The sequence below is a fragment of the Ectothiorhodosinus mongolicus genome (assembly GCF_022406875.1).
GTDB lineage: Bacteria > Pseudomonadota > Gammaproteobacteria > Ectothiorhodospirales > Ectothiorhodospiraceae > Ectothiorhodospira > Ectothiorhodospira mongolica.
On record NZ_CP023018.1, the window covers coordinates 236,799 to 248,323 of the forward strand.

At 57.1% G+C, this 11,525-nt stretch carries 9 protein-coding genes and 1 tRNA gene; 5 read left to right on the top strand and 5 right to left on the bottom strand.

The window, feature by feature from the left end; translation table 11 throughout:
* Window positions 1-10 precede the first annotated feature (10 nt).
* Window positions 11-2,023 carry an excinuclease ABC subunit UvrB gene (uvrB, locus tag CKX93_RS00965; RefSeq protein WP_076754437.1) on the bottom strand — a complete coding sequence of 671 codons (2,013 nt, stop codon included), beginning with the start codon at window positions 2,021-2,023 and terminating at the stop codon, window positions 11-13.
* Between the two features lie 76 nt (window positions 2,024-2,099).
* Between uvrB and CKX93_RS00970 the strand changes: the two genes are divergently transcribed.
* The 4 genes from CKX93_RS00970 to CKX93_RS00985 all read left to right on the top strand — a co-directional run bounded on the left by CKX93_RS00970 (window position 2,100) and on the right by CKX93_RS00985 (window position 6,094).
* The gene (locus CKX93_RS00970) at window positions 2,100-3,284 is read left to right on the top strand and encodes a pyridoxal phosphate-dependent aminotransferase (protein WP_076754439.1); all 1,185 of its coding nucleotides are present in this window, start codon (window positions 2,100-2,102) and stop codon (window positions 3,282-3,284) included.
* A gap of 55 nt (window positions 3,285-3,339) precedes the next feature.
* Window positions 3,340-3,415 (top strand) — tRNA-Asn (locus CKX93_RS00975).
* 133 nt (window positions 3,416-3,548) lie between these two features.
* A complete protein-coding gene (locus tag CKX93_RS00980; RefSeq protein WP_076754441.1) occupies window positions 3,549-4,652 on the top strand; it encodes a patatin-like phospholipase family protein in 1,104 nt (367 codons plus the stop codon).
* A complete protein-coding gene (locus CKX93_RS00985) occupies window positions 4,649-6,094 on the top strand; it encodes a GntP family permease (protein WP_076754443.1) in 1,446 nt (481 codons plus the stop codon). Before CKX93_RS00980 ends, CKX93_RS00985 begins: the two co-directional genes overlap by 4 nt.
* A gap of 70 nt (window positions 6,095-6,164) precedes the next feature.
* On the opposite strand, the gene CKX93_RS00990 is transcribed toward CKX93_RS00985, so the two are convergent.
* From CKX93_RS00990 to CKX93_RS01005, 4 genes are all read right to left on the bottom strand, one after another.
* Complete coding sequence (locus tag CKX93_RS00990) at window positions 6,165-7,334, bottom strand: ATP-binding protein (RefSeq protein ID WP_076754445.1); 1,170 nt, start codon at window positions 7,332-7,334, stop codon at window positions 6,165-6,167.
* Between the two features lie 92 nt (window positions 7,335-7,426).
* A complete protein-coding gene (locus CKX93_RS00995; protein ID WP_076754446.1) occupies window positions 7,427-8,503 on the bottom strand; it encodes an NAD(P)-dependent alcohol dehydrogenase in 1,077 nt (358 codons plus the stop codon).
* 216 nt (window positions 8,504-8,719) lie between these two features.
* A complete protein-coding gene (locus CKX93_RS01000; RefSeq protein ID WP_076754448.1) occupies window positions 8,720-8,983 on the bottom strand; it encodes a Txe/YoeB family addiction module toxin in 264 nt (87 codons plus the stop codon).
* A complete protein-coding gene (locus CKX93_RS01005) occupies window positions 8,980-9,222 on the bottom strand; it encodes a type II toxin-antitoxin system Phd/YefM family antitoxin (protein ID WP_076755190.1) in 243 nt (80 codons plus the stop codon). The genes CKX93_RS01000 and CKX93_RS01005 overlap by 4 nt, the downstream gene beginning before the upstream one ends.
* A gap of 218 nt (window positions 9,223-9,440) precedes the next feature.
* On the opposite strand from CKX93_RS01005, the gene CKX93_RS01010 reads away from it, so the two are divergent.
* Window positions 9,441-11,456 carry a SulP family inorganic anion transporter gene (locus tag CKX93_RS01010; RefSeq protein ID WP_076754450.1) on the top strand — a complete coding sequence of 672 codons (2,016 nt, stop codon included), beginning with the start codon at window positions 9,441-9,443 and terminating at the stop codon, window positions 11,454-11,456.
* Window positions 11,457-11,525 lie beyond the last annotated feature (69 nt).

Consider the following 11,525-nt stretch of genomic DNA (forward strand, 5'->3'; position numbering starts at 1 on the left):
ATGTTGTCAATCATGCCAACATCATCAGGTCTTTGCGCAGGGACTCGATCTCATCACGAAGCTGCGCCGCCTGCTCGAACTCGAGATCGCGAGCATGTTGGAACATGCGCTTCTCCATCTCTTCAATGCGCTTGGCCAGATCATCGGGTGAGAGCTTGGCATAGCGACCTTTTTCCTCGGCCACCTTGGCATAGCGCTTGGCTGAGGCCCCGCTGCCGCCAGCGTAGGCGCCTTCCATGATATCGGCGATGCGTTTTTGTACGCTGCGCGGAGTAATGCCATTGGCTTCGTTAAAGGCCAGCTGTTTCTCACGGCGCCGCTCGGTCTCATCCATGGCCCGGCGCATTGACCCGGTGATTTTATCGGCATACAAAATGGCCTTGCCCTTGAGGTTGCGCGCCGCACGACCAATGGTCTGGATCAATGAGCGTTCTGATCTGAGAAACCCCTCTTTGTCCGCATCCAGAATCGCCACCAGCGATACCTCCGGCATATCCAAGCCCTCGCGCAGCAAGTTAATCCCCACCAGCACATCAAACTCGCCCAAGCGCAGATCGCGAATAATTTCCACCCGCTCCACCGTATCGATATCCGAATGCAGGTAGCGCACGCGCACGCCATGCTCACCCAGATATTCCGTGAGATCCTCGGCCATGCGCTTGGTGAGTGTGGTCACCAACACCCGCTCTTGATCAGCCACACGCAAATGAATCTCCGAGAGCAAATCCTCTACCTGGGTGGTCGCCGGGCGCACTTCCACACCGGGATCCACCAAGCCAGTGGGACGCACCACTTGTTCGACCACCTGCCCCGCTCGTTCGCTTTCCCATGGGCCTGGAGTGGCTGACACATGAATGATCTGCGGCGTGATATTCAAAAACTCTTCGAATTTTAAGGGGCGATTATCCAGAGCGGAGGGCAAACGAAACCCGTAACCCACCAAGGTCTCCTTGCGCGAGCGATCACCGTTATACATGGCCCCCAGCTGCGGCACGGTGACATGGCTTTCATCCAGCACCATCAAGGCATCATCCGGCAGGTAATCGAGAAAACACGGCGGCGGCTCACCGGCTTTGCGTCCCGATAAATAGCGTGAGTAGTTCTCGATACCCGAGCAATAACCCAGCTCCAGCATCATCTCCAGATCGAAGCGGGTGCGCTGCTCCAGGCGCTGTGCCTCGACCAACTTATCGGCTTGTCGTAGCTCATCCAGGCGCTCGCGCAGCTCCTCTTTGATCTTCTCAATCGCCTCCAAAAGGGTCTCACGAGGCGTGGCATAATGTGTTTTGGGATAGATAGTTAGACGCGGAACTTTGCGTGACACTTCACCTGTGAGCGGATCAAAATACGAGAGCTGCTCGATCTCATCATCAAATAGCTCAATGCGCACAGCCTCGCGCTCGGATTCGGCGGGGTACACATCAATCACCTCACCGCGTACGCGATAGGTGCCGCGACCCAGGTCCAAATCATTGCGCGTGTATTGCAGCTCAGCCAGGCGTCGTAGCAATTGCCGCTGATCGATCACATCGCCGCGCTTGATGTGCAACACCATCTCCAAATAGGCACGTGGATCCCCCAGGCCATAGATGGCGGAGACACTGGCGACGATGATGGCATCGCGGCGCTCCAGTAAGGCGCGCGTAGCCGACAAGCGCATCTGCTCGATGTGGTCGTTGATCGAGGAGTCTTTCTCGATATAGGTATCCGAGGACGGCACATAGGCCTCGGGCTGGTAGTAGTCGTAATAAGACACGAAATACTCCACGGCATTATCCGGGAAGAACTCCTTCATCTCACCGTAGAGCTGCGCTGCCAGAGTCTTATTCGGCGCCATGATGATGGTGGGGCGCTGTGAGCGGGCAATCACATTGGCGATGGTGAAAGTCTTACCCGAGCCCGTGACCCCCAAAAGAATCTGGTGCGCCAGGCCACTATCTAGCCCATCCAGCAGCTGTTCAATGGCTTTGGGCTGATCACCGGCCGGGGTATAACCCGTTTTTAAAACAAAACCTGCCGACATGCGCTTATCTTTAATCCCCAATTTCAGTATGATTAACCCGCAATCGCCACTCACTTTCTAGCAAGCGGACAGACCTTTGGACATCAAGCTCTCCTCACGCGTTCAGCGCATCAAGCCCTCGCCCACTTTGGCCGTGACCGCTTTGGCGGCGCAGCTTAAAGCCCAAGGCCGCGACATCATTGGCCTAGGCGCCGGCGAACCGGATTTTGATACCCCCGAGTCCATCAAACAGGCCGGCATCACTGCCATTCGTGAGGGCAAAACCAAGTATACCCCAGTGGGCGGCACGGTCGGCCTGAAAAAGGCGATCATCGACAAATTCGCGCGCGACAACGGCCACGACTACAAGCCCGAGCAGATCCTCGTGTCCTGCGGCGGCAAGCAAAGCTTTTACAACCTCACTCAAGCCCTGCTCAATGAAGGCGACGAGGTCATCATCCCCGCCCCCTACTGGGTTTCCTACCCCGATATGGTGCTGTTGGCTGATGGCAAGCCGGTGATCGTTACCGCTGATCAGTCTCAGCATTTCAAAATGACACCCGCGCAGCTTGAGGCGGCGATTAACTCCAAGACCCGCTTAGTGGTGATCAATAGCCCTTCTAACCCCACGGGCGTGGCCTATACCCGCGAGGAACTGGCGGCTTTGGGTCAGGTGCTGCTGCGTCATCCCAATGTCTTAGTGGCCACCGATGATATGTACGAACACATTCTGTTCCGCGGCCAGACCTTCTGTAACATTTTGATGGCCTGCCCCGAGCTATACCCCCAGACCATGGTGTTAAACGGCGTCTCCAAGGCCTATTCCATGACCGGCTGGCGTATCGGTTACGCCGCTGGCCCTGTGGAGATCATCAAGGCCATGACCAATATTCAGTCGCAAAGCACCTCTAACCCCACCTCGATCAGCCAAGAAGCCGCACAAGCCGCGCTCAATGGCGATCAGGGCTGTGTCGAAGAGATGCGCGCCGCCTTCGAAAAACGCCATGACTACCTGCACAAGGCGCTCAACGAAATCCCCGGCGTGGATTGCCTGCCCGCCGATGGCACCTTCTACTTGTTCCCCGGCATGCAGGGCGCGATGCAGGCCTTGGGCTATGACAATGACATCGACTTCTCGTCGATGCTCTTGGAAAAAGTCGGCGTTGCCTTGGTGCCCGGCAGTGCGTTTGGCCTAGATGGCCACATGCGCCTGTCTTTTGCCACCAGCATGGAGAACCTGGAGAAAGCGGTGGAACGCATCGCTAAGGCTGTGCAGGGCTGAATGCGTGCTGCTTGACGCCTCAAGCCCGAGCCCGTAAACTCGCGTGCTTTCCCATTCCCCGGTAGCTCAGTCGGTAGAGCGGGTGACTGTTAATCACTAGGTCGGCGGTTCGAGCCCGTCCCGGGGAGCCAATCAAAAAAGGGGACGGATTTATTTTTCCGCAAGGAAAAATAAATCCGTCCCCTTTTTTGCGTTTGTGAACCGCTTGACAGCGGCAAGAATGCTGCGCTGCAATAGAGCTACATTCTCCAGTGGAGTAGCCGCATGCCTAGCCCCTCGCAACCCAAAATCGTTGACCTCGCCCTGCAAGGCGGTGGTGCTCACGGCGCACTCACTTGGGGCGTGCTTGATCGTCTCTTGGCTGATGAGCGCATTCAAATCTCTGGCATTAGCGGCACCAGTGCCGGCGCCATGAACGCCGTGGTGCTGGCCGATGGTCTGCAGCGCGGTGGTCGCGATGGCGCGCGCGAAGCCCTCGAGCAGTTCTGGCTGGCGGTGAGTAATGCCGCCCGATTCTCACCGATGCAGCGCAGCCTCTGGGACCACATGACCAGCAACTACAGCCTCGATCAATCCCCCGGCTACCTGTTCTTCGAGCAGCTCACCCGCCAGTTCTCGCCCTATGAGCTCAATCCGCTCAACATCAACCCGCTGCGCGATCTGGTCGCCGCCCAAGTCGATTTTGAGCGCGTCAATCAATGCCCCGATGTCAAAGTCTTCGTCACTGCCACCAATGTGCGCACCGGCCGCGGCCGCACTTTCAGCCAGCCTGAGCTCACGGTCGACAGCGTCATGGCCTCAGCCTGCCTGCCGTTCATGTTCCAAGCAGTGGAGATCGACGGTGAGGCCTACTGGGATGGCGGATATATTGGCAACCCTGCCCTCTACCCGTTGGTGGAAGACAAAGCCACCCGTGACCTGATCGTCGTGCAGATCAACCCACTGATGCGTGAAGACCTGCCGCGCACCGGTCGCGACATCATCAACCGCATCAATGAGATCACCTTCAATGCCAGCCTCATCAAAGAGCTGCGCCTGATCGAGCTGCTGCATGAACTGATCGAAGTCGAGCAGCTAGAATCCGAGCGCTACCGCGACATTTTCGTGCACTTGATCCATGCCCACGAGGAACTCAAGGATCTCGATGCCTCCAGCAAACTCAATGCCGAATGGGCCTATTTGCAGCACTTGCGGGAACGCGGCTGGACCTGGGCCGATCGCTTTTTGCAGCACCATTATGAGGATTTGGGAGTGCGCGGCACGTTTGACATGACCGATCTTTTTGATGGCGACAGCTTCCGCTCACCTTTGAGCGACGCCGACAAAAGCCAGAAAAGCCAGAAAAGCAACAAAGGGACCCAGTCATGATCGGCCTGATGGTCGTTTTCATCGCGCTTTTTCTGCTGATTTATCTGGCGTATCGCGGCGTCAGCCTGCTCATTCTCACTCCAGCGCTGGCGACTTTTGCGGTCGTTGCCAGCCGTGAGGGCAGTGCGCTGGGCAGCTACACGCAGATCTTCATGGGGGGTGCCGGCAACTTCATCACCCTCTACTTCCCCATTTTTCTGCTCGGCGCGGTATTCGGCAAGCTCATGGAAGACTCCGGCAGCGCCCAAACCCTCGCCAATGGCATCATTGCCAAGCTCGGGGCCGGACGCGCCATCTTGGCGGTGGTGCTCTCCGGTGCGGTGATGACTTATGGCGGTGTGTCATTGTTCGTGGTCGCTTTCGCGGTATTCCCCATCGCCGCCGCCTTGTTCCGTCAGGCCAATATCCCTAAGCGGTTGATACCGGCGACCATCGCGCTGGGCGCGTTCACCTTCACCATGACCGCCCTGCCCGGCACGCCTTCCATCCAAAACGCGATCCCCATGCCCTATTTCGGCACCAGTCCATTTGCCGCTCCGGGACTGGGCGTGATTACTGCCTTGATCATGTTTGGCCTAGGGTTGATGTGGCTGCAGTACCGCGCGCGCAGCCTGGCTGCTGAGGGCTATGGCGATCATCCCGATGCCGAGTTTAGCCCCAATCGCGAGCTGCGTGAGAAGGCCGCTGGCGAGGGCTTTGACCTGATGGAGCTGCCTGTTGAGCAGCCCGCCAAAGACCAGCCCTCATTTGTGGTGGCCGTGCTGCCTTTGATCACCGTGATCGCCGTCAACCTGTTGTTCACCTTTGTGGTGATTCCACGCATGGACACTGGGTTTTTGGCGCTGCCGCTGTATGGTGAGACCGATATCGAGGCGGTGCGCGGCGTCTGGTCGGTGATTGTGGGGCTGGTGTGTGCTTTGCTGTTGCTGTTAGCGATGAACTGGCGGCGCCTGCCGGGTTTGAAACAAACTCTGGACAATGGCGCTAATGCCTCGCTGGTGCCGATTTTTAATACCGCTAGCTTGGTGGGTTTTGGTGCGGTGATTGCTTCGCTCAGCGCATTCTTGCTGATCCGCGATAGCGTCGTCACCTTGGGCGGCGATAACCCGCTGATTTCTTTGGCGATTGCCGTGAATATTCTGGCGGGCATGACTGGCTCTGCCTCTGGTGGCATGAGTATCGCGCTATCCACGCTGGGGGATACCTACCTGGAGATGGCTCGTGTGGCTGGCATCAATCCCGAGCTGCTGCACCGCGTCACCGCCGTGGCCACCGGTGGCCTGGATACCCTGCCGCATAATGGCGCGGTCATCACACTCTTGGCTATCGCCGGCCTTACCCACCGCCAGGCCTACTTCGATCTTGCCATGGTCGCTATGCTGGCGCCTTTCATCTCGCTAATCGCGCTCATCACCCTCGGCACCCTCTTCGGCAACTTCTAAAAAGGGGACGGATTTATTTTTCCTAAAGGAAAAATAAATCCGTCCCCTTTTTAGCCGTCCCCTTTTTTGCCTATTTTCGGGGTACGACCCCAATTAGGTCGCGCCAACCCAACACTTGCACAGGCTTACGCTCGTGGGATCCCGTGCCTCCGTAGATCAGAGTGGGGTTTTGCGCCATTGACCCAGCTAGCCCGACCCAGCGTTCTAGGCCAGTAAAGAAATCCTTATTCAGGGTCTGCCCCGATTTGATCTCGACCGGCATCAAGCGGTCAGCAGATTCAATCAACAGATCGACCTCATTTCCATTGCTGTCGCGCCAATAATAGAACAGCGGGCGCTCGCCGCGATTAAGCCAGGCCTTACGCAACTCACTGACCACCCACGTCTCAAAAATTGCACCCCGTAATGGGTGGGTAACCAATTGCGCCTTACCCTGAATACCGAGCAACCAGCACAGCAGCCCTGTATCCAAAAAGTACAGCTTGGGTGCCTTGACTAGGCGTTTTCTGAAATTCGCATAATGGGGCTGCAACAAAAACAGTACATAGCTGGCCTCGAGCACCGAAATCCAAGCCCGTGCTGTATTGTGGGTGATCCCGCTGTCGGCCGCCAACGATGATAGGTTGAGAATCTGTCCACTCCGACCAGCGCACAAACGTACAAAGCGCTGAAAGGCGTCCAAATCCTGCACGTTGAGCATCTGACGCACATCGCGTTCAACGTATGAGGCAACGTAAGCTGGAAACCAATGCTGCGGGGTAATCAGGCGATCGTACAAGGTGGGATAGCCACCGGTGAATAAGTGAGTGTCGAGATCCTCTGACGATATCCCTGCGCAGACCAATTCGCTGTGGCTCAACGGCAATAATTCAACAAAGGCGGTACGGCCAGCGAGCGACTGCGAAATCCCCGACATCAGCCCGAACTGCTGAGATCCAGTGAGTAAAAAGCGGCCCATGCGCCTATCTTCATCTACATTAGACTGCAAATAGGACAACAGGTCTGGCGCCCGTTGCACCTCATCCAGAACGCCGCCATCCGGCAGAGTGGCTAAAAAACCGCGCGGATCTTCCACGGCCAGGGCCCTAAGATCTGGGTCTTCCAATGATCGATAGGGACGCTCAGCAAAAATACTGCGCGCTAGCGTCGTCTTGCCCGATTGCCTTGGCCCGGTAATAGTCACGATGGGAAAACCAGCCAAAAGCTGGCGCACAAGCGAATAGGCAGCACGCGGAATCATGAAGCTAAACTAGCACAAATTATGCAAATTGAGAATCTGATTCTCAATTTATGAAACAGGGTACGACCCCGTTTGGGGTCGTACCCCCACGTTTAATTGCTGATCGCGACCTTGAGCACGCCATCGCGCTGATTCGAGAACAGGTCATAAGCGGCGACAATGTCCTCAAGAGCATAGCGATGCGTCACCAAAGGCCCAAGATCAATGCGGTTACGGGCGATGATGTTCATCAGCCGCCGCATGCGCTCTTTGCCGCCCGGACACAGCGAGGTGATGATCTTGTGATCCCCAAGCCCCGCACAAAACGCATCCAAGGGAATGGTCAAATCCCCGGAATACACACCCAAACTGGATAAAGTGCCACCCGGCTTGAGTACCCGCAGCGCCGATTCAAAAGTCGACTGCAAACCCAAAGCCTCAATCGAGGCATCGACGCCGCGCCCGCCGGTGATTTTCATGATCTCGGAGACGACATCCACCTTGCGGAAATCCAAGGTTACGTCCGCGCCCATCTGCCGCGCCATCTCCAGACGCGCATCCACCCCATCCACTGCGATAACCATGCCCGCCCCACGCAACCGTGCACCGGCCGTCGCACACAGCCCAATCGGCCCTTGCGCGAACACCGCGACGATATCGCCGATGCGGATATTCGCGGATTCGGCGCCGGCAAAGCCTGTGGACATGATGTCCGGGCACATCAAGACCTGCTCATCGCTCAACCCATCCGGCACGGGCGCCAAATTGGCCTGCGCATCAGGCACCAGCAGGTACTCAGCCTGCGAGCCGTCAATCGTGTTACCAAAGCGCCAGCCACCCATGGGCTTGTAGCCATGCGCATGATGCCCGCCGTCCTGGGCGCAGCAATCATCCTGACACGCATAGGAGGTAAAGCTGGGACAAATGGCACCGGCGATGACTCGCTGACCCTCCTGATATCCCTGCACATTCGCCCCCAGTTTCTCGATGATACCCACCGGTTCGTGACCGATCGTCAATCCACTGGCCACCGGATACTCGCCTTTAAGGATATGCACATCCGTGCCACAAATGGTCGTCGTGGTAATGCGCATCAAGGCATCGTTGGGGCCGATATCCGGGATCGGCTTATCCTCGATCTCCACGCGTCCGGGTTCCACAAAAACAGCAGCTTTCATCATCTGGGCCATGACAGTCTCTCCGGTTGATTAGAGGGCATCATCCAAGCTTTGCGGATTCACCTCACCATTATCAACCGGCCAGATGACACTTATGCGATGGCAAAATGATGCAGCGCAAGAAAACTGCGCCAAAATGGGGACGGATTTATTTTTGTGCCGAGAGGGGTCTGCACTAAATGGGGTCTGACCCCAGAAGGAACATCAACTACTTGCGGTAGTTATACGTTATTCATAGTGGGTCCAGAGTCTGAGAACTTTCACCACCTGCTCGTCCTCTAGCACTTGGTAAACCAAGCGATGCTGAATATTGATGCGGCGTGAATAGGCCCCCGTGAGATCACCAATAAGCTTCTCAAACGGCGGCGGCGTGCCGAACGGATCTTCTGCTAAAAGCGCTAACAGTTCCTGAGCTTTCGGTTTGAGACCGCTTGAGGCCAACTTCTTGGCATCCTTCTGAGCTTGCTTGGTGTACACCAACGTCCATGTCACCAGTCCAGCTCCTCATCGCACTCATCCACAGGGGTTTCCATCCCCTCACGAATAGACTCACGCATACCCGGTACGGAAAGCAGATGAAGTGTCTCCTGAATGGCAGACCAGTCTTCCTCCGACACCAAAATGGCTTTGTTCCGCTTACCCATAATGACGATGGGTTGATGCGACTCAGCAGTCTCATCAATTAACCGATATAGGTTGCTGCGCGCCTCAGTCGCTGTGATTCCCGTCATGATGCACCTCTCACATGTTCGATCTTGCCACAATTGTACGGTTTTAGGTACGTACGTCAAGACGAACGCCATTTGGGTAAAGGGGACGGATTTATTTTTGGGGTCGTACCCCAGCATTACGACCCCAATTGGTGCACTGAATGGGGTCAGACCCCATTTGGGGTCGTACCCCGTCTTTATTGGTTATAAGCATTAGCTGATTTGGTTATACTTGGCGCATGAACGCGCTATTGCTCCGCTTGCTGCCGTTTTTGCGCTGGCAGCGGCCCTCTGCTGAGATCCTTAAGGCTGATTTTTCCGCCGGGCTGGCTGTGGCGCTGGTTTTGGTGCCGCAGTCGATGGCGTACGCGCAGCTGGCCGGTCTGCCACCGGTATATGGCCTGTATGCTTCGCTGCTGCCGGTGATCGTCGCCGCGCTATGGGGCTCATCGAATCAGCTGGCCACCGGCCCTGTCGCCGTGGTCTCGCTATTGACCGCCGCGGCATTAATACCCCTAACCACTCCGGGCTCGGCCGAATACATCGCCTTAGCCATTCTTTTGGCCTTTATGGTAGGCATCATCCAGCTGACCATGGGCGTTTTGCGCATGGGCGCGCTGGTGAGCTTCATCTCCCATCCGGTGATTGTCGGCTTTACCAATGCCGCGGCGCTGATTATCGGTCTATCACAGCTCAACAAGCTCCTGGGCATCCCCATCGATACCAGCGGCCACTTCATGCTCGGGCTGATCGGCATGCTCATGGACATCGCCCAAATCCATTGGCTAACGCTAGCGTTTGGCCTTGGCGCCATTGCTTTGATGGCCGGCCTAAAACGCTACCTTCCCAAATGGCCGGGGGTGTTGGTAGCGGTGGTAGTGGCCACCCTCATCAGCGCCCTGATTGGCTTTGAAAACAAAACCGAAATCGACATTAGCAAGGTCGAACCCGCCCCCGTCCAGGAACAAATGCTAACGCTGGCCGACCTCAAACGCGAAATGGCCCGTCTCGACAACCAAATCCGCGAGGCGGCAGGGCGCATGGATGATGCTACCGCCCTATTAAAAGCCGAGCTGGCTTACCGGCAACTGCTTTGGCAGGACGAGCGCGACACGCTCGCTGCTGAGGCGGGACCCCTACTCCGTGAGCTGCGGCAACTGCGCTTCGTCCTCGATGAGACGGTTGGCGGCTTTGTCGTCGATGACGCCGGCCATTGGCGCTATGGCGGTATGGTTGAGGATCGCGTCACCATGAACGCCGGTGGCAAAGTCATTGGCAGCATCCCCGCAGGTCTGCCTGAGCTGCGCCTGCCGGAGATGAGCACCTCGAAAATTCTGGCACTGATGTCCGCCGCCTTTGTGATCGCCTTGGTGGGCTTTACCGAGGCCATCGCCATTGCACGCGCCATCGCCGGGCGCACTGGCCAGCGCCTCGACCCCAATCAAGAGCTCATCGGTCAGGGCCTTGGCAACCTGGTGGGCAGTGTCACCCAGGCCTACCCAGTCAGCGGCTCGTTCTCGCGCTCGGCGGTCAACCTCAATGCCGGCGCACGTACCGGATTGTCCTCGGTATTTACGGCCGTTTTGATCCTGCTGGTGCTGCTGTTCATGACCTCGTGGTTTTATCACTTGCCGGAGGCCGTGCTGGCCGCGGTGATCATGATGGCAGTGGCGGGCCTGATTAACTTTAAGGCGATTCAGCATGCCTGGACCGCCAGCCGACATGATGGCATTGCCGCCGTGGTCACCTTTGTGGCGACGCTCGCCGTGGCCCCGAACCTGGACATTGGCATTCTCATCGGCGTGGGTGTGGCCATCGCCCTATTTTTGTATCGCACCATGCGCCCGCGCGTCTCGGAGCTGGCGCGGCACAGCGACGGCACGCTGCGCGAGGCCCAGCGCTATGGCCTGACCACCGATGATGAGATCGGCCTGCTACGCTTTGACCGCTCTTTGTATTTCGCCAATGCGCCCTACTTCGAGGACGCCGTGCTCGAACAGGCCGCCCGTCACCCCAATGCCAAATACCTCATCATCGTCACCAAGGGCATTAACGAGATTGACGCCTCCGGTGAAGAGGTCATCCGCTCGCTGGTGGCGCGCCTCAAAGCCCGCGGCGTCACCCTCGTCTTCGCCGGCCTTAAAGCCCAAGTCTTAGAAGTTATGGAGCGCACCCACCTGGTCGATGTCATCGGCCGCGAAAACATCTACCGCTCCACCGAAACCTGCATCGAAGACGTCCGCCGCCGAAAATAGGGACAGATTTATTTTTCGCCGAAAAGGGGTCTGTCCCCATTTTTTGAAAAAAGGGGTCTGTCCCCATTT

Excerpts from the sequence above, each read along its gene's own strand:
- uvrB (WP_076754437.1), bottom strand. The coding sequence starts at position 2,023 with ATGTCGGCAGGTTTTGTTTTAAAAACGGGTTATACCCCGGCCGGTGAT.
- CKX93_RS00980 (WP_076754441.1), top strand. The coding sequence starts at position 3,549 with ATGCCTAGCCCCTCGCAACCCAAAATCGTTGACCTCGCCCTGCAAGGC.
- CKX93_RS00985 (WP_076754443.1), top strand. The coding sequence starts at position 4,649 with ATGATCGGCCTGATGGTCGTTTTCATCGCGCTTTTTCTGCTGATTTAT.
- CKX93_RS00990 (WP_076754445.1), bottom strand. The coding sequence starts at position 7,334 with ATGATTCCGCGTGCTGCCTATTCGCTTGTGCGCCAGCTTTTGGCTGGT.
- CKX93_RS00995 (WP_076754446.1), bottom strand. The coding sequence starts at position 8,503 with ATGGCCCAGATGATGAAAGCTGCTGTTTTTGTGGAACCCGGACGCGTG.
- CKX93_RS01005 (WP_076755190.1), bottom strand. The coding sequence starts at position 9,222 with ATGACGGGAATCACAGCGACTGAGGCGCGCAGCAACCTATATCGGTTA.
- CKX93_RS01010 (WP_076754450.1), top strand. The coding sequence starts at position 9,441 with ATGAACGCGCTATTGCTCCGCTTGCTGCCGTTTTTGCGCTGGCAGCGG.